Source organism: Flavobacterium anhuiense (assembly GCF_900101855.1).
Classification (GTDB): Bacteria; Bacteroidota; Bacteroidia; order Flavobacteriales; family Flavobacteriaceae; genus Flavobacterium; species Flavobacterium anhuiense.
In genome coordinates, this window is record NZ_FMVC01000005.1 from 78,902 (window position 1) to 94,032 (window position 15,131).

The window sequence follows — 15,131 nt, forward strand, 5'->3', positions numbered from 1 at the left end:
GTTTTCTCACTAAAATTGTATTGACTTTAATTGTATGTCATTATCGAATTGTATGCTTTTTTATGTATTTTGAAGTTTAAGCAATATAGCTAACATTGCAGAAGAAAGATTGTCCATTATTTTGTACATTTATACACATTTAACCATTGGAGTTTTTAGCCTATGCATCAGGAAGCACAAGATAAATTTACAATAATGATTGATTTTTTTAATTCAATTATTCCATTGAATGAAAAAGAAAAGGAATTGATCCGTCAATATTTCCATCTGCGTTGCTATAAGAAACGTATGTTTGTACTTCAGGAAGGAGATGTCTGCCAGCATCTCAATTTTGTACTTTCCGGTTGTCTTCGCATGTATAAAGATGATGAAAACGCAAATCCTCATATCCTGCTTTTTGCTACGGAAGGATCATGGATCAATGATCTGGATAGTTATTACGAAGAAAAAAAATCATTATTAAACATTGATGTTCTTGAAAACACCGAATTGTTTCAGATTAACCGTGAAAATATTGTAAAGCTTTATCTCAGCGCACCAAAATTTGACAGGATTTTTAGAATTCTTACAGAAAGAAACCTTGTGCTTCTTCAAAACAGGATGCTTGAAAATATAAGCCTTTCCGCAGAAGACCGCTATTATAATTTTCTCTCCAGTCATCCAGACCTCATCAATAGAATACCACAGGTTCATATCGCATCCTATTTGGGCGTTTCAGCAGAGTTTATCAGTCGATTGCGAAGCAGAAGAGCTAGAAATCCTTTCATGGGAACTTGACCTGGATCAATAGTATTTCTTGATCTGGTTCTTTGAAGAATCATTGCCGGTGTAGGTAAATTTGCATAGTAAAGTAAACAACATTTTATTATGGAAATTGTCAATATAAGCAAGCTGATCAAAACCCTTAATCCCGTAAACGGATGTACCGCCGGCTGTGTATATTGTTATGCACGAAAAATTAATAACAGATTTAAGATCACTCCCGATTTTGAGGTTCCTGAATTCAGTCCGCACCGTTTAAAACAGATCAAGCAGTCAAAGATTTCGCATACCTACTTCATGACTAGTATGAGTGATTTCTCTGGTTGGCAGGAAGAGTGGAGAGCCATTGTTTTTGATTATATCAAAGATTTTCCACAGCACACATTTATCTTTCTCACAAAATTCCCCGAACGTATTCATTTCGAGACCGATCTTCCTAATGTATGGATAGGTGCCACCATTACGGCAAAGAATGAAAAACGCAGGATTGATGCTTTAAGGAACAACATCAAAGCAAAAAACTATTTTCTCACATTCGAACCCCTTTTGAATGATCTTGGAGAGCTTGACCTTCATGATATTAAATGGATTGTCATTGGACCAGAGACAGGAAATAGAAAAGGTAAGGTCAAGGTAAAGAAGGAATGGGTGGATAATATAGTTAAACAGGTAGACCAGAAAAATGCTTCAATCTTCATGAAGGATAGTCTTATCAATATTTTAGATCCTGAAGATATGAAACAGGATTTGCCCTTTACTGATACTGTTGAGAATAACAAAGAAGAGAAACAGATTTCATTTGATTTCCAGTAAAATTAACCGGCGATTACATATCAGATGTTGACCTATGTCAATATTCGATATTGATCTAGGTCAAGCGTTATACTGCAAATTCATTCTTAAATTAGTGACTATTGAATTTAATGTTTTCAATTTCATTTGACCGATTATTTTTTAGGTAAATGTTATTTGGAAAGAAAGTAGCACATTTAAAAATAAGGAATATGGAAATAACGGCAGCTCTTATTAGAGAAAAAGGAGGAAAATTTGGATTAGAAAAAGTGGTAATCGAAAAGCCGCGTGCCGACGAAGTGCTGGTAAAGATTATAGCTACTGGGACATGCCATACAGATATGGCCGTAAGAGACCAGCAGATGGGTCCAACAGGATTCCCTTTTATACTGGGACATGAGGGAGCCGGAATTGTAGAGGAAGTAGGTGAAAACGTAAGGAATCTGGAGCCTGGAGACCATGTCGTACTTACATTTGGATCGTGCGGAGAATGTGAAAACTGCAAAAAAGGCAATCCTGCATATTGTGAAAATCTGATGGGAATGAATTTTTCAGGCTGTCGTTTAGATGGAACACACAACCACGCCAGTCATCAGAAAAATGAAGAAATACACGATAACTTTTTTTCTCAGTCTTCTTTTGCAACCTATGCCATATCGCACAAAAGCAATACCATTAAGGTCAATAAAGACGCTCCTTTAGAAATCTTAGGTCCTTTGGGATGCGGAGTTCAGACTGGAGCCGGAGCTGTTATCAATTCTCTAAAAGTCTCACCGGGTAAATCCATTGTTATAACCGGTGCGGGCGCAGTAGGTTTATCTGCATTGCTGGCAGCAGTAGCCTGTTCAGCAGGAATTATCGTGGCTGTCGATATTAATAGCGAAAGATTGGATTTTGCAAAAGAATTAGGTGCCACGCACATTATCAACAGCAAAAACCAAAACGCGGCAGAGGAATTAAAAAAAATACTGCCAAAAGGATTTGACTATGGATTAGATACCACCGGTCGTAATGAGGTAATCAATACCATCTTATCTGCTTTGAAGCCTTTCGGTGAAATAGGTATATTGGGAGTTGCAACAAAACCGCTTGAAATAGAAATGAATTCTTTTGTTTCCAGAGGGCTAAAGTTAAAAGGCATCGTTGAAGGCGACAGCGTTCCATCTGAATTTATTCCCCAGATGGTTAATATGTATCTCCTTGGACAGTTTCCTTTTGATAAACTTATCAAGAAATATAGTTTTCAGGACATTAACCAGGCTATTGAAGATTCAGAAAGCGGCAAAACAATAAAACCAGTCATTCTTATAGGTGATTTTGAAAAATAGTTTTTCACTTCAGATATAGGAAGTTTCAAGCTGATGTTGACGACGGGTATTGAAAAAAGACAGAAACTTACTTTATAAAATGCACAATGAAAACAAAAAGAAATATTGGCGGCTGGTTTGAGATTTATGTGGAAGATATGCAGCGGGCAATTGATTTTTACCGGTACGTTTTTGATGATATAAATTTTATTGACCTTTCAAAAGGCGACAGTCAGATGCAGATGTTTGAATGGGAAGATCATTTCCCTGGAGCGGGAGGCGCATTGGTGAAGATGCAGTTCAACAAACCTTCGCCAAATGGAACGGTTATTTATTTCAACTGTGATGACTGCGCGGTACAGGAAGCCAGAGCACGTGAAAAAGGTGTGGAGATTTTAGCTTCAAAAACACAGCTTCCTCACTTCGGTTTTTCAGCCCTACTCAGAGACAGCGAAAATAACACGATTGGGCTATACTCCTTAAAATAAAAAAGATTTTATACAAAACAATTAAACAATTAAGATATGAAACTACAACAAATAAGAAATGCAACAATGGTTGTACATTATGGAGGCAAAAAATTTTTGATTGATCCTATGATGGCAGATAAAGGGACATTGCCCGCATTTCCGCATCCCGCAAGCGGTGACGAACGTAATAACCCCTTGGTCGACCTTCCGGTTTCTATAGATGAGCTTGTCAATGATCTTGATGCCGTTTTTTTAAGCCACCTGCATTACGACCATTATGATGATGCCGCAAAGAAATTCCTTCCCAAAGATGTAAAAATTTATGTGCAGGATGATGCTGATAAAAAAGAAGTAGAATCAGCTGGCTTTACAAACGTTGAGGTTCTGACAGACGGCACCGATGTTGACGGAATTAAGCTGTTCAAAACCCAGGCCCAGCATGGTTTTGGTGAAACCTTAAAATTAGCAGGGAATGTTCACGGGTTTGTCATGAAGCATCCCTCGGAAAAAATCTTGTATTTTGTCACTGACTCAGTATGGTATGAAGGTGTTCAGCAGGAACTTGAAAAACACAATCCTGATATAGTAGTAGTCAACGGCGGCGACAATCAATTCGTTGGAGGAGGTCCGCTTATTATGGGCAAAGAAGATATTAAAAAAGTGCACCAGACTGCTCCTGATGCCACTTTAGTGGTAAGCCATATGGAAGGGGTAAATCACAATACTTTATCAAGAAAAGAACTCAAGCAATTTCTTTCAGACGAAAATATTTCTGATAAAGTATTGGTTCCAGATGATGGAGAACGTTACGAGTTTTAAATATCAACTAAGGGAATAGATCAGATTTGTTGATACAACACATCCGTTATTCTATAGATTAACAGACAGAACATATACAGGAAAGCAAACTGTTATAATAATTTAAAATAAATAATAAAATGAGCGTACAAGAAACAAACAAAAAAATAGCCCAAACTGCATACCAAAGAATTTTTGGTGATTTAGATGTATCAGCAGTAGATGAATTTATCAGCAAGGATTTCATTCAACATAACCCAACATTACCTGATGGCATTGAAGGTGTAAGGGGTGTTGTTCAAATGCTTAGTTTGCAAGGAGTACCAAAGCAGCAAATTCAATTTAAACACATTATTGCACAAGACGATACTGTGATACTTCATACTCGTACCGAAATGGGAGGAAAAGAATGGAGATTTATTGACATTTATCGTATTGAAAAAGGACTGCTAGCTGAACATTGGGATGCGATGATGCAGATGCCTGATGAGCCTGCAAATAATAATCCAATGTTCTAAACAGGTTTGCGTCCGCAGTTATACAAAATGAGAAAATAAAAAGAAAATTCGTCAAATACGAAACGCCTCATTATTGATAGAATATGCTGGTAAAAAAAATCTGGTTGACCCAATGCTTTCTGATAAAGGACGTTCGCTTTTGTTTGTCAAGTGATAATGAATAAAAATAATATTTATGAAGTTCACGAAGCAATGCCCGAAGCTACTATTATCTTAATTCATATGGAAGGCGTAAATCACAATACTTTATCCAGAAAAGAAATCAAGCAATTTCTTCAGACAAAAATATATCTGATAAAGTATTGGTTCCAGATGATGGTGAACGATACGAGTTTTAAAAATCAAATAAAGATTTGAACATAAGTTGTTGCTATAAATACTATCCATTATTATTTAGATTAATGGATAGTACATATACAGGAAAGCAAACTGTTATGATAATTTTATCAGGTTTTCTTTTCCAAACTCTACAAGTTTATCTATAATTGGAATAGTCTTTAAACCAAGTTCGGTCAGCCTGTATTCTACTCTCGGCGGAATTTCCGGATAGGCCTTCTTATTTACCAGTTTATTCTCGACAAGCATGTTCAGTTCCTGTATCAGCATTTTTTCACTTATACTAGGAATAGCTCTTTTTAATTCACCGTATCTCATTACATCATTACCGATTTGAAAGATAATCATCATCGTCCATTTACCCGCTAAAAGACCTAAAGATGCTTTTACAGGGCAATTATCATCGCAGGGCAAAATTTTTTTTTCTTTTTTTTCCATTGGTTTTAAATAATTCTAACTTTTTGGTAAGTACCTGACTAATACGTAAGTACTTGTACAAAGGTAAGTAATGTATTAATTTTGTACAAGTTAAAACGTAAATTATTAGAAAATGAAAAAAAACGTATTAAGGATGTTGTTCGTTTTTGCTTCTATTTTATTATTAAGTAATAGCATAGTTGCTCAGGAACGCAGCATTACCCTTGCAAATGAAATGAAATGGATTCCTATGGTAAAAGAAATGGGAGATAAAGGCCCTGTTTTCTCAGTAGTATTTGGTAACCTGGCAGATATTGGAAAACCAATTGGCGTAATGGTAAAGATTCCGGCTGGCACAGCTTCCCCGCTGCACACTCATAGTTCAAGTTACTGGGCCGTGATGATTGAAGGGAATGAAAGCGCCTATGTTGGAGATGTAAAAAATGCAAAACCTATTCCTCCGGGATCTACATGGTTTGAACCAGGAAAGAATCCGCACTGCAACAAATGCTTTGAAGGGAAAGACTGTTTGTTCTTTGTCTACTATGAAAAAGGAATGGATATGCAGTTATTAGAAGAAATGAAACATTAATCAAAAACAATAAAAAAAAATGAAAATTTTAGTATTCGGAGCTACAGGCTCACAACAATTCAATGTAATTGCAGAAGGAAAGAAAAAAGGTGCTGAAGTATTTGCAGCTACAAGTTCAGAAAAAAGCTTTGATAAGCTGAAAGATGCTGGTGCAACGCCTGTCTTAGGAGACTTAAGCGATGTTTCAAAAATGAACGAAATTACTAAAGGTATTGATGCTATCGCATTTATGATCCCTGTTTCATTACCAAATCCTTTTGATGGTCTAGTTTATGCGAAAAATGTAATAGACGCTGCCAAAGCAAACGGTGTTAAGAAAATTGTTTGGAACACCAGCGGATGGCTTCCTGAGCAAAAGATTGGTGTTCCTACCGATGATGTAAAGTTAGACATCAAAGATTATCTGGTTAACAGCGGTTTGGAGTATGTGATCATCGAACCAACAATCTATATGGAAAATATGATGGGTGGTTTTTGCGCACCATTTATTATAAATGAAAAGAAATTAGCTTACCCAACTCCTGAAGCAATGCCTATCGGATGGATTGCATCTAAAGATGTGAGTGCATTTGTTGTAGAAGCTATTTACAATGATGATCTAAAAGCGGATACTTTCCAGATAAGCGGTCTTGAGAATTTAAAAGGGAACGATCTTGCGGAGAGGTTCTCAAAAGGATTTGGCGACAACATTGTTTACTACGCACAGCCTCCACAGGAATTCAAAGATATTTTAGCGCCATACGTAGGAGAAGCCGGAGCATCAGCTGTTGCCTCATACTATGAAAGCTTAAAAACAGCTACGGTATATCCTCCAAAATTTAACCCGGAAATGAATAAGGTGCTTGAAAAATTGCCTGTAAAGATGACTTCTTTGGAAGAATGGGCAAAAGATAACAAAGCATACTTTTCCAACTAAAAGTTTATAGCTTTATGAAATTAAAATCAATAATTGTTTCACTCTTATTTTTGACTTTGGGGATTGCTAATCTCCAAGCTCAAAAAACGACAAAAGCAGAAACAGTAAAAAAGACAACTAAAATGACAGCAAAAGAAACAGTAGAGGGTTACTCAACAGCTCTTTCTAAAGGAGACATTCCCGGGGCATTTTCTTATTTCAGCCCTAATGCAAAATGGCATCAGCCCGGCAGACACAAACTTGCCGGAACAAAAACTGGTCTTGATGCTATTGGAAAAATGCTTGGAGATATGATGGGAGCAACACAAGGAACTTTGGTTGTTAAGCCGACAGGTGCAATGATGGTTAATGGAAACTTCGTTTCTTTTCCTGTTCATTTCAGTGGAAAAATTGGCGACAAAACAATTGATATGAAAGGTATCGATTTGTTTGAGGTTGTTGACGGAAAGATTATTCAGGTCTGGCTATTTTCAGAAGATCAGGATCGTGAAGATGCTTTTTGGGGTAAGTAGTATGTGATACTATTTAAAAAGGCGGTTGGCATTTTATGCCATACCGCCTTTTTAGCTATGTAAGGAATTACAAAGCCATACAATTCCAATAAAGCGGAAAACATATTAATGAACCTACTAAATAATGTCTGATTTAAAAATCAGAAATCCATAAATCACCAACCTGTCAGATACTTTATCTATGGAACTTTTAAAATCTTTTGGAAACAAGAAAATTGGGTATGTGCCTTTTGATACTACAGCTGCATTTGACGAAATACCAATTCCCTGCGATGATTCAGCAGATTGTTATGTCATTCTCTTTGCAAAAAAAGGAAGCACCGTTACAGCTGATTTTTCAGTTTATAAAGCGGAACATGATAAGATGTTCTTTTTTAATATAGGACAGCAGTTTCAACTGGATGATGATACAAAAGGTCATCTGATTTATTTCAACCCTGAATTTTACTGTATCGCCTTCCATGACAAGGAACTTACCTGTGACGGTATATTGTTCAATAATGTTTTTGAAACCCCTATGATTGGCTTGGACAATAACGAAAGTGACTTGTTTTGCAGAATCATAAAAGAATTAAAGAACGAACTTTATAAAGATGATTACTGGACAGAGGAAATGCTAAGAACCAAATTAAAAGAACTTATTATAACAGCGAGCAGATCCTGGCTTGAACGATCACCGGATAACGGTCAAGCAGTAATTAAAGAGGATGAAGTAAGCCGGAAGTTCAGCCAGCTTGTTGAAATTAAATACAATAAACTGCACAGTGTTTCACAATACGCTGAACTCCTGTACATCAGCCCGAAAACGCTGAACAGGAAAATTGTTCATGAGAAAGGCATATCGCCTAATATTATTATTAAAAACAGGATTATGCTTCAAGCCAAGCGTTTACTAGCCAATACTGATCTTACGGTAAAGGAAATATCAGCACAGCTTGGCTATGATGACCAATCCTACTTTGTGCGTTTTTTTAGAATACAGACTGGTAAATCACCCATAGAATTTAGGAAGCAAACCAATATTGAGCAGTAAATATAAAATTGGGCATAAATCTTAATTTCAATCCAAGCTTTGACTTTTAGCCTTCGAGCTGATGTTATGCAAAAATCAATTTGAAGGCATTCTTACCATATTAAATCTGCTTTATCTAAATTTGTAATAATGATTCAAAGATTACTAATTTAAGGTCTTTTTGAGGTTTATGGATTATACCTAAAATCTTTATAAATGATACAAAACAACTTAAAATTATAGTACGATGATGGAGTTTTCAATTGAGAAAATCGAATTTTGCAGACAGCAGATCCCTAATCCTGTGGCATTATATCAGATCATCTTTTTTAAAGAAAGCGCATACATAGATGTAGATTTAAGTTCATACCGTATTGCCGGCAATACGCTTCTTTTTTTATCCCCCTACCAGCAGATAGAATATAAATCAGATCAAACAATTGTATGTGATGTCATATTTTTTCATGGAGATTTTTATTGCATTGAATACCATAAAAAAGAAGTGGCATGCAACGGACTGTTATTTAACAACATATACATACAGCCGCATGTCAGTTTTGAAAAAGATTTATTTACAGAACTTCTGAACATCAGGCAAAGGATGTTTGACGAAATGGAAGAACAGCAAAACAGGTCAGACAGTGTGCTTAAAGCGTATCTGCAGGTGATACTGGCTCTGGCAAGCAAAGAAAAATCGAACTTTCTTCTCAATCAAAAAAAATCAACAAAACCGATTCCTCAGGAAGGACAAAAATTTCAGAAGCTGCTGGATGAACATTTTCTATTGGAGCGGTCTGTAAAATTTTATGCTGATCAATGTCATTTGTCAGCAGCATCATTCAGCAAAAAAATCAAAAATCAGCTTGGAATGCCGCCAACCTATTTTGTTGTACAGCGAATTCTTCTTGAAGCTAAAAAACTCCTCCACCTCACACAAACACCCATCAAGGAAATTTCTAGAGTACTTCAGTTTGAAGACGTACACTATTTCAGCAGGTTCTTTAAAAAAAATGTCGGCGTGTCCCCTACGGATTACCGTTTGAAAGTAGGTATTTCAATCGTGGCAAAATAGTGCACCAATTAGCCCGTTTTGTCCATACCCATTTAAAGATGCATTGCCTAACTTTGGCAAATGCAAAGATTAATAAACTCCCTACTACATTTTTTTTCCAAGGCACAGCTATCATTCAACAATTTGCTGCGTATTTCAGTTTTCATCGTAATGGTCTGGATTGGAGGCCTCAAAGTCTTTCCTTATGAAGCAGATGGGATTGTCCCTTTTGTAGCCAATAGCCCGGTAATGAGTTTTTTCTACAACAAACAAGCTCCAGAATACCAGGATTATAAAAATCCTGAAGGCAGGACCTCCAAAGTAAATTCTCAATGGCATAAAGAAAATGGGACCTATACATTTTCAAACGCTCTGGGTATGGTAATAATCTCAATTGGGATTGTGACTCTTTTAGGCATCTGGTTTCCAAAAACAGGCTTTGCCGGGGGATTACTGACAGTAGGCATGTCAATCGTAACACTTTCCTTTTTAATTACAACACCAGAGGTATATGTGCCGAATCTTGGAGGAGATTATCCTACGCCGGACTATGGCTTTCCATACTTATCAGGAGCAGGAAGGCTTGTGCTAAAAGATGTAATTATGTTGGCAGCAGGCCTCGTCATATCATCAGATGCAGCATCTAGGATACTGGCAAAAGAAAACAGAAGATCTTTATAAGAATTTCGAAATAATTTGATGATATAGATTTATGGGGAAATATTTCAAATTTTCGGCGCTCATTCTTTTAATGATTTTTTGTTCGATGGTATTTGAGGAACGTGAAATTATCCTGCCGGAACTTGCGGCTTTGGCCTTTGGCAGTTTTGTCTACCTTAAGCATGAATGGATTTCTAAACCATTGAATTTATTTGTAATTCCTTCCCTTACGGCAATAATCGGCTTTGCCGTAAACTCAATGACAATTCCGCTGTTCCAAAAACTTGTGATTGTCATGCTATCAATGATAATTTTATTTGCGCTGTTAAAGAATGTTCTGGCTCCGGCATTGGCAACCGGACTGCTTCCTGTAATCACAAACTGTACTTCTGTTACATTTTTGGTTTCTATATTTGTTTTTATGGGGCTTCTGGCATTAGGTGCTTGGTATGAACGAAGAAATTCCATTCATCAAACGAATACAGCCTTGGGAAACCCTCCTAAAAATATGGCTGATTATCTGGGCCTGCTTTTTATCTGGTTTGGAATATGTTACTATTTTGATGCCTTACAGATGGCTTCAATTCCTCCGGTTATAGTTGTTGGTATGGAAAATTTCCAAAAACATAAAGTAGACTTTCAAATTGTTGCAGAACAAGTCCTTGTTTTGGTAGTAGCTGCCGTGTTAGGATCTTCTATCCATTATTACATTGAAAACCAATTGATACAATGCTGTCTTATACTTGTTTCAATTTCACTGCTCAATAAATTAACGGGTATAAAATTGCCACCCGTTTACGCAATGGCATTACTCCCTATGGTTTTACCCACAGTTACTCCATTGCATTTTACAATCAATGTAATGCTGGCATCAATAAGTATTCTTGGAGGTGTTTACCTATACAAATTCAAATTATTGCCTGCCTTAAAAATAAACAATTAGCCATACCGATTTGTTTGTCGTTTTTTTACCACACAGACTGCAAAATCGTCTTTAGAAATCAGCAATAAAAGCAGAATAGACTAGAAAGTGGAAAAATGTCCTATACATTGTGCATTATATCCATTGTACCAAATTTAATAGAGGGATAAATTTGTTCCATAGATAATTAAAAACAATTATAATATGGGAATAAATATCAAAGCCGTCTGGCAGGGAAATCTAAAACAGGGAAACGGAAAATTAAACATAGAAAATTCCGGATTGAACGATGTTAACTTCAAGCCTTTCTTTGCGAAAAGTGACGGCACCTTTACAAACCCGGAAGAACTGCTAGCTTCAGCTCACGCTACCTGTTATGCAATGACACTGGGCTACATACTTTCAGAAAGCGGTATTACTGCTGATAGTCTTGAGAGTAATGTTTCACTTGTAATAGAAAATAATGTGGTGCAAAGTTCCAACATTAATCTTCAGGCCAAAATCCCTGGTATTGACGATGAGCAGTTTCAGCAGTTTGCTATTAAAGCGAAAGAGATGTGTACTATCGGAAATGCCTTGAGTGTAGAAATCACTTTAAAGGCATCATTGGTGTAATAATAAAACAAAGCCGACGAAATAGGCGGTTTTGTTTTAAATAATTGCCTAAGATCTGATTAATAAACAAGATAAATTATTTGAAATGAAAATAGAAATTTGGAGTGATGTAATCTGCCCATTCTGTTACATCGGCAAAAGAAATTTTGAAGCAGCCTTGGAACAATTTGACCATAAGGAACAAATCGAAGTGGTTTGGAAAAGCTTCCTGTTGGATCCTTCCATTTCTGAACAGTCCAGCGAAAGTTATCACCAGTATCTGACAAAGCGTAAAAATATGCCCTTAGAACAGGTGAACGCAATGCTGGCTAATGTAACCCAAATGGCAAAGCAGTCAGGATTGGATTATCATCTAGACCAATCGATCATTGTCAATTCGCAAAAAGCACATCAGCTGATACAATTTTCAAAAACTAAAAAACTGGGAGACAAAGCAGAAGAGCTTTTATTTCTCGCTTTTTTTACAGATGTAAAAAACATAGCTGATACAGAAAGCCTAGTCAAAATAGGTTTAGAATTGGGGCTGGACGAGATTGAACTGAAATCAATATTTGATGATCAAAAGTATAAATACGAGATCACTCAGGATATACAGGAAGCTCAAAATATTGGGATAAGCGGTGTGCCTTTCTTTTTGTTCGACAGGAAATATGCGGTTTCAGGTGCACAGCCATCACAGGTGTTTTTAGAAACACTGAACACATCCTTTACGAAATGGAGAGCATCAAATCCAAAAACACCTATACAGGTAATTCAGGGCAGCAACTGTTCCCTTGAAGATGGATGCAACTGAGAGGCTAAATTTTAAAATAGCAACTTAAAACAAATTGGCATGCTTGATATGTATCGAATGTTTGTAAAACCGGAAGGAAAATGGGGAGAAAGAGGCGCTTCTATGATGGTCGGCTTAGGGAATACCATGGCAATCCAAGCCGTTGAACTTCTTGGTCTTGCTCCCACTGACCATACTCTTGAAATAGGGTTTGGTCCAGGAATAGGTCTTCAGGCTCTTGCAAATGCTCTACCAGAGGGAACTGTTACAGGTATAGATCCATCAGATCTTATGCAAAGACTGGCGACCGAACGTAATGTTATGGCAATAGATGCAGGCAGGATATCCCTCATCAAAGGCACTGCTTCGCACCTGCCGTTTAACGACAATAGTTTCAATGGAGCACTTGCCATGGATAATATGCTTTTCTGGGAAGAACCGCTTAGTGCGTTAAATGAAGTTTATCGGGTGCTTATGCCGGGAGCTAAATTAGTGTGCTCTTTTACCCCCTTTTCAGGAGGCGGAAGAAGAGGCTGGCCGGAACTGTTTGCAAAGGCAGGATTTGTTGATTTCCATATCAGTGAGCATAAAAAAGGATTTTTTATAATAGCAGCAGTTCCCAAGTGATATAAATCGTGCACTTGAAAAGAACTGATCAGCTGGTGATTTTTAAAATGTACAGCTGGATAATAATAGAATTTTTATTAGAATGAATTACTCGGAAAGCCCTTATAACATCAATCATATGTATGAAAAATTTAAGCTGGATGAATTTAAGGTAAAAAAGAATCCAATTGAGCAGTTTGATGATTGGTTTACAGATGGACAAATGAATGAAATGGGCGCGGTATCGGTATCTACGGTGGAAGAAGATGGCTGTCCGAGAACACGGATGGTTTTGCTTAATTCATATAACCGTGAAGGCTTTATCTTTTATACTCATTACGACAGCCGAAAAGGAAAATCGATTGAAAAAACAAGCCAGGCCTGTCTGCATTTTTTTATGAAGAGCGTGCAAAGACAAATCATTATTAAAGCTAATTTGGAAAGAATCCCTGAATCTGTAAGTGATCGGTATTTTCAGATGATTCCTAGAGGAAATCAGCTAAGTGCGTTGATAACACAACAAAGTAATCTAGTGCCTGATCGGGATTTTCTCAGCAATAAAATGAGGGAACTCGAGAAAGAATTTCGGGGAAAGGAAATTCCAAGACCGGAATATTGGGGTGGCTATCTGGCAAAACCTTACGAAATGGAATTTTGGCAAGGCAGAGCAGACAGCCTGCACGACAGGATCCTTTACAATTTGACAGATAATCTTGGCTGGAAGATTTCGAGATTAGCGCCTTGAATTTAAAGGAAAAAGCTCCAAAGCAGCCACCTTTTGGAATGTGGGAAAGAATATATCTAATCGTATATAATACAATAAACAGCAATGAAAAAGTATTTGAGTAACTGGAATTTTATGCGGGTGTTGAGACTTGCATTGGGTATCTTTGTGATTACACAAGGCGTTATGGACAAACAGTGGATGCTTGTAGGCCTTGGAGCCTTGTTTGCATTAATGCCTTTGATGAATATTGGATGCTGTGGCAATGCGGGATGCAGTACGCTCAGTGCCAGAAGTAATAAAAAATTAGAAGAAACAACGTATGAAGAAGTTCGTTAAGAAACATTTGCTTGCCATCATAGGCATTATAGTAGGTGCAGTTGCAGGATATTTATATTGGAAATTTGTCGGCTGCAGTTCCGGTAGCTGTGCAATTACTTCCAGTCCAATGAACAGTACGCTTTATGGGGCATTGATGGGTGGACTTCTATTTTCAATATTTAAAAAAGAAAGACAACAAGATGACATTTCCAGAAATAATTAATAGTGACAAACCGGTATTGGTAGATTTTTTTGCTGAATGGTGCGGACCGTGCAAAATGCTGTCCCCAATCCTTGAAGAATTAAAAGAGCGCATAGGAGACAAAGCAAATATCATAAAGATTGACGTAGATAAAAATCCACAGGCAGCTGCAGCATACAATGTCCGAGGCATACCAACGATTATTATTTTTAAAGACGGAGAAATACGCTGGCGCCAATCAGGTGTTTTTCAAGCAAATGAACTGGAAAGACTGATCAAAGAAAACATTTAACTAAAATAATGCCACTATTGCAAGAAAGGATATCGAGATAAATTATCTCGGTGTCCTTTTTTATAACAGTCAAAAAGCAAGTTTAATCGGTGTGGTCTAGTCAGAAGTATTTAAATATTTTCAATGAAGTTAATATTTAGGATTATTTGAAAAACTGCACAGTATCTTCTAAATTTTCCTTTTTTATAAATGTCTGTATAAATTCCTGCACCTCATTTTTAAATTCAGGAGAAGTTTCAAAAAAATTTAGATGAAAATCATCGTCCTGATCAGTAATATGGATTATTTCTGTATAGCCTCGGGAAATTAAACTTCCCTTCAATTTAATTATATTCTGTTGCTGATTGTTATTTAAATCTTTACGAATCTGCAGTTTTACATCCTTTTTCATTTTATCCTATTTTAAACAGCAATGCTATTTTCTGAAGATAAAAATAGAAAAAATACTAATTTATTGCGTTCTCCAAACACAACATTCCAATGAATTTTATTAACAAAATTGTCATTTATTAAAATTCAAATAATCTTTTTTCA

Annotated in this window: 23 protein-coding genes; 21 read left to right on the plus strand and 2 right to left on the minus strand. The window is 36.6% G+C overall.

The features are described from left to right. The first annotated feature begins 162 nt into the window (after nt 1-162). From BLP44_RS14300 to BLP44_RS14330, 7 genes are all read left to right on the plus strand, one after another. Nucleotides 163-777 carry a Crp/Fnr family transcriptional regulator gene (locus BLP44_RS14300; RefSeq protein ID WP_091133905.1) on the plus strand — a complete coding sequence of 205 codons (615 nt, stop codon included), beginning with the start codon at nt 163-165 and terminating at the stop codon, nt 775-777. Nucleotides 778-867: 90 nt separating this feature from the next. Beyond that, on the plus strand, nt 868-1,575 hold the full coding sequence (locus tag BLP44_RS14305; RefSeq protein WP_091133907.1) for a DUF5131 family protein: 708 nt from the start codon (nt 868-870) through the stop codon (nt 1,573-1,575). Between the two features lie 191 nt (nt 1,576-1,766). Next, entirely contained in the window at nt 1,767-2,882 is a 1,116-nt protein-coding gene (locus tag BLP44_RS14310; protein ID WP_211516883.1) for an NAD(P)-dependent alcohol dehydrogenase, read from the plus strand. A gap of 86 nt (nt 2,883-2,968) precedes the next feature. After that, nucleotides 2,969-3,349, plus strand: coding sequence for a VOC family protein (locus BLP44_RS14315; protein ID WP_091133913.1), 381 nt, complete (start codon nt 2,969-2,971; stop codon nt 3,347-3,349). Nucleotides 3,350-3,385: 36 nt separating this feature from the next. Further along, nucleotides 3,386-4,150: an MBL fold metallo-hydrolase gene (locus tag BLP44_RS14320; RefSeq protein WP_091133915.1), complete on the plus strand. Its 765-nt coding sequence runs from the start codon at nt 3,386-3,388 to the stop codon at nt 4,148-4,150. A gap of 119 nt (nt 4,151-4,269) precedes the next feature. Continuing rightward, nucleotides 4,270-4,647 (plus strand): nuclear transport factor 2 family protein, encoded by a 378-nt coding sequence (locus tag BLP44_RS14325; RefSeq protein ID WP_091133918.1) that lies wholly within the window; start codon nt 4,270-4,272, stop codon nt 4,645-4,647. Between the two features lie 156 nt (nt 4,648-4,803). After that, nucleotides 4,804-5,004 (plus strand): hypothetical protein, encoded by a 201-nt coding sequence (locus BLP44_RS14330; protein ID WP_091133919.1) that lies wholly within the window; start codon nt 4,804-4,806, stop codon nt 5,002-5,004. A gap of 75 nt (nt 5,005-5,079) precedes the next feature. Here the strand turns inward: BLP44_RS14330 and BLP44_RS14335 are convergent, their stop codons facing one another. Continuing rightward, nucleotides 5,080-5,421: a winged helix-turn-helix transcriptional regulator gene (locus tag BLP44_RS14335; RefSeq protein WP_091133921.1), complete on the minus strand. Its 342-nt coding sequence runs from the start codon at nt 5,419-5,421 to the stop codon at nt 5,080-5,082. A gap of 133 nt (nt 5,422-5,554) precedes the next feature. Here BLP44_RS14335 and BLP44_RS14340 point away from each other — a divergent pair, with 133 nt between their 5' ends. From BLP44_RS14340 to trxA, 14 genes are all read left to right on the plus strand, one after another. Further along, nucleotides 5,555-5,992 carry a cupin domain-containing protein gene (locus BLP44_RS14340; protein ID WP_139159206.1) on the plus strand — a complete coding sequence of 146 codons (438 nt, stop codon included), beginning with the start codon at nt 5,555-5,557 and terminating at the stop codon, nt 5,990-5,992. A gap of 19 nt (nt 5,993-6,011) precedes the next feature. Continuing rightward, on the plus strand, nt 6,012-6,908 hold the full coding sequence (locus tag BLP44_RS14345) for an SDR family oxidoreductase (RefSeq protein ID WP_091133924.1): 897 nt from the start codon (nt 6,012-6,014) through the stop codon (nt 6,906-6,908). A gap of 14 nt (nt 6,909-6,922) precedes the next feature. Then, complete coding sequence (locus tag BLP44_RS14350) at nt 6,923-7,420, plus strand: nuclear transport factor 2 family protein (protein ID WP_091133926.1); 498 nt, start codon at nt 6,923-6,925, stop codon at nt 7,418-7,420. Between the two features lie 181 nt (nt 7,421-7,601). Beyond that, nucleotides 7,602-8,453: a helix-turn-helix domain-containing protein gene (locus BLP44_RS14355; RefSeq protein ID WP_091133928.1), complete on the plus strand. Its 852-nt coding sequence runs from the start codon at nt 7,602-7,604 to the stop codon at nt 8,451-8,453. Nucleotides 8,454-8,679: 226 nt separating this feature from the next. Continuing rightward, nucleotides 8,680-9,504, plus strand: coding sequence for a helix-turn-helix domain-containing protein (locus BLP44_RS14360; protein WP_244511778.1), 825 nt, complete (start codon nt 8,680-8,682; stop codon nt 9,502-9,504). 72 nt (nt 9,505-9,576) lie between these two features. Next, nucleotides 9,577-10,164: a DUF417 family protein gene (locus BLP44_RS14365; RefSeq protein WP_244511797.1), complete on the plus strand. Its 588-nt coding sequence runs from the start codon at nt 9,577-9,579 to the stop codon at nt 10,162-10,164. A gap of 31 nt (nt 10,165-10,195) precedes the next feature. Continuing rightward, nucleotides 10,196-11,086: a hypothetical protein gene (locus BLP44_RS14370; RefSeq protein ID WP_091133931.1), complete on the plus strand. Its 891-nt coding sequence runs from the start codon at nt 10,196-10,198 to the stop codon at nt 11,084-11,086. 183 nt (nt 11,087-11,269) lie between these two features. Then, entirely contained in the window at nt 11,270-11,680 is a 411-nt protein-coding gene (locus BLP44_RS14375) for an OsmC family peroxiredoxin (protein ID WP_091133932.1), read from the plus strand. An 85-nt stretch (nt 11,681-11,765) separates the two neighbouring features. Continuing rightward, nucleotides 11,766-12,473 (plus strand): DsbA family oxidoreductase, encoded by a 708-nt coding sequence (locus BLP44_RS14380; protein ID WP_091133936.1) that lies wholly within the window; start codon nt 11,766-11,768, stop codon nt 12,471-12,473. A 39-nt stretch (nt 12,474-12,512) separates the two neighbouring features. Then, nucleotides 12,513-13,079 (plus strand): class I SAM-dependent methyltransferase, encoded by a 567-nt coding sequence (locus BLP44_RS14385; RefSeq protein WP_091133938.1) that lies wholly within the window; start codon nt 12,513-12,515, stop codon nt 13,077-13,079. An 82-nt stretch (nt 13,080-13,161) separates the two neighbouring features. After that, nucleotides 13,162-13,803 (plus strand): pyridoxamine 5'-phosphate oxidase, encoded by a 642-nt coding sequence (pdxH, locus tag BLP44_RS14390; RefSeq protein WP_091133940.1) that lies wholly within the window; start codon nt 13,162-13,164, stop codon nt 13,801-13,803. 165 nt (nt 13,804-13,968) lie between these two features. Then, entirely contained in the window at nt 13,969-14,121 is a 153-nt protein-coding gene (locus BLP44_RS14395; RefSeq protein ID WP_244511779.1) for a hypothetical protein, read from the plus strand. Next, complete coding sequence (locus tag BLP44_RS14400; RefSeq protein WP_091133944.1) at nt 14,105-14,326, plus strand: DUF6132 family protein; 222 nt, start codon at nt 14,105-14,107, stop codon at nt 14,324-14,326. Before BLP44_RS14395 ends, BLP44_RS14400 begins: the two co-directional genes overlap by 17 nt. Further along, entirely contained in the window at nt 14,304-14,597 is a 294-nt protein-coding gene (trxA, locus tag BLP44_RS14405; protein WP_091133946.1) for a thioredoxin, read from the plus strand. Before BLP44_RS14400 ends, trxA begins: the two co-directional genes overlap by 23 nt. Before the next feature lie 142 nt (nt 14,598-14,739). On the opposite strand, the gene BLP44_RS14410 is transcribed toward trxA, so the two are convergent. Continuing rightward, the gene (locus BLP44_RS14410; RefSeq protein ID WP_091133948.1) at nt 14,740-14,988 is read right to left on the minus strand and encodes a hypothetical protein; all 249 of its coding nucleotides are present in this window, start codon (nt 14,986-14,988) and stop codon (nt 14,740-14,742) included. Nucleotides 14,989-15,131: the final 143 nt, after the last annotated feature.